This is a genomic window from Rhodococcus sp. NPDC057014 (assembly GCF_042673295.1).
GTDB lineage: Bacteria > Actinomycetota > Actinomycetes > Mycobacteriales > Mycobacteriaceae > Rhodococcus_F.
The window spans coordinates 1-2,196 of record NZ_JBHUSF010000589.1; the positions used below are offsets into that span (position 1 = coordinate 1).

2 protein-coding genes are annotated in these 2,196 nt (G+C 70.9%); one reads left to right on the forward strand and one right to left on the reverse strand.

Features of this window, described 5'->3' with window-relative positions; translation table 11 throughout:
- Positions 1-48 precede the first annotated feature (48 nt).
- A complete protein-coding gene (locus ACFTZB_RS45160) occupies positions 49-915 on the reverse strand; it encodes a DoxX family protein (protein ID WP_378442455.1) in 867 nt (288 codons plus the stop codon).
- A 98-nt stretch (positions 916-1,013) separates the two neighbouring features.
- Between ACFTZB_RS45160 and ACFTZB_RS45165 the strand changes: the two genes are divergently transcribed.
- The gene (locus ACFTZB_RS45165; protein WP_378442453.1) at positions 1,014-2,162 is read left to right on the forward strand and encodes a PQQ-dependent sugar dehydrogenase; all 1,149 of its coding nucleotides are present in this window, start codon (positions 1,014-1,016) and stop codon (positions 2,160-2,162) included.
- Positions 2,163-2,196: the final 34 nt, after the last annotated feature.

Below are 2,196 nucleotides of genomic sequence, written 5' to 3' on the forward strand. Positions count from 1 at the left end.
CCGCACTCCCGATCGGGGGTGCGGCGCAGTCGTGGTTCAGGGAAACGATCAGATGAGCGGGTTGGCGCCGTTGAGGAAGATCCAGATACACACGCCGGCGGCGACGCCCAGGATCAGTGCGGCGAACGAACCGATGAACGGCCGCGTGGCCCAGCCGCGGCGGCCGTCGAGCGAGATCCGGCCCGGCCCGGTGAGAATGATCACGCCCGCGCACACACCGAGCAGCGTCTCGTACTCGGTGCCCGAGGGCGCGAAGTACTCGAGTCCCGGCTCCGCGATCTGCCGGAACGCCCACGCATTGATCATCACCGCCAGCACCGAGGCGGCGGCCAACGGAGTGACGAGACCGAGAATCAGCAGCGCACCGCCCGCGACCTCACCGATGGCACCGAGGATCGCGAGCAGTTTCGCCTGCTGGAAGCCCGAATTCACGAGCACCTCCTCGAAACCGTCGAGGCCCGGCCCGTTCCACATTCCGGTCAGCTTCTGCAGACCGTGCACCAGCGCCGTGCCACCGACCGCGAGTCGCAGTACCAGCAGTCCGAGATCCAGGGTGCCGCGGCCGATCTTCACGTCCCCCTCGCCGAGCCGGTCGGTCGAGGAGTCACCTGCCGTGGCCCCGAGGGACGCACCGGAGGTCGCACCGATCACCTGCGTCGGCTGGTCCGACCCGTCGGACACCGACTGCCGGTACGCGGGGATCTGCTCGGTGGGCAGACCGGCGCCGCGCGCATCGCCGTAATCGAGTTCGTCGTCGGTGTGCGGCAGACCCTGTCCCGCGGAACCGGATGTCGGCGTGGCCGACGGAAACCGCTCGGTGGGAAGGTCGTAAGGGCTCGAGACCCCGCCGTAGCCGGGTGAGGCGCCTTGCTGCGCGGCACCGTCGTCCGACGACTCGCTGGGGTCTTTCCGCATGTCAGTCACACCGTCAAGCCTAGGTCGATCCGCCGGACAACGCTGGTAGGCGGAACCGGCGTGGCGGCGACCTCGCACTCTTCCGTAACGTCTCCATCATGATGGTGGGTGGGCGGCGCCGCACGGCGTCCCGCAAGATGGCGATGTCCGCACTCTGCGTGACGGCGGTCCTCGCCGCCGGGTGCGCGAAATTCGACGACTCCGCGTCCTCCCCCTTCACACCCGAGCCGACGGGGGCGTCGGGCGCGGAGGTGGAGCCGGAGAACCCGCCGCCGTCCACCACGACCACCCCGCCGCCGAGCGGGCCGCTGGGACCGTGCCAGGATCCGGATCCCAGTGTCATCGCGACCTGTCTCGACACCACCGGCGGACTCGTCGTCCTCCCCGACGGGGCCACCGCTCTGGTCGCGGAACGCCGGACCGGACGCATCCTGCAGGTCGCTCAGGGGCAGACTCCCAAGGAGATCGCGCGCGTCGACGTCGACGGCAGCACGGACGGCGGCCTCCTCGACATCGCGCTGTCCCCGAGTTTCGTCGAGGACAACCTCATCTACGCCTACGTCACCACCCCGGCCGACAACCGGGTGGTGCGGATCGCACCGGGAGACTCCGCCAAGGAGGTTCTCGGCGGGATCCCCCGCGGTGACACGGGCAATGCGGGTTCGCTCGAATTCTCGGGCGACGAACTGATGGTCCTGACCGGCAACGCGAACAACCCGGCGGCTGCCGCCGATCCGGCGTCGCTGGCCGGGAAACTGCTGAAGGTCACCGCGCTGTCGCCCGCACCGACGCCGGCCCAGCCCCGGCCGCAGGTGGTGCTGTCGGGCATCGGGACCGCGGGCGGGGTCTGCGTCGACCCTGGTGTGGCCGTGTGGGTCACCGACCGCACCCCGCTGGAGGATCGGCTGCTCCGGGTCAGCGCGGACGGAGCGGTGTCGTCTCCGGTGTGGACCTGGCCGGAGCGGCCCGGCGTCGGCGGCTGCGTCGCCGCCGGTGATGTCGTGGCGGTGTCACTGAGCACCGCGAAGGCCATGTCGGCGCTCGCCGCCGACCCCGGCACGGGCGCCGTCACCACCGCACCGGGTGTCATCGTCCAGGACCGGTACGGCCAACTCGGTGGCGCCGCACTCGGTCCCGACGGGCTCATCTGGGTGAGCACCGTCAACAAGACCGCCGGTCAGCCCGGACCCAACGACGACCGCGTCATCAAGATGCCCCTGCCCTCCGGTGGCGGCGGATTCGACTGACGGCCGCGCCCCGGCGCCGCGTCCCCCTCGCAAC

What these genes read in the sequence shown, in the direction of transcription:
- ACFTZB_RS45165 (WP_378442453.1), top strand. Translation starts at nt 1,014, where the DNA reads ATGATGGTGGGTGGGCGGCGCCGCACGGCGTCCCGCAAGATGGCGATG.
- ACFTZB_RS45160 (WP_378442455.1), bottom strand. Translation starts at nt 915, where the DNA reads ATGCGGAAAGACCCCAGCGAGTCGTCGGACGACGGTGCCGCGCAGCAA.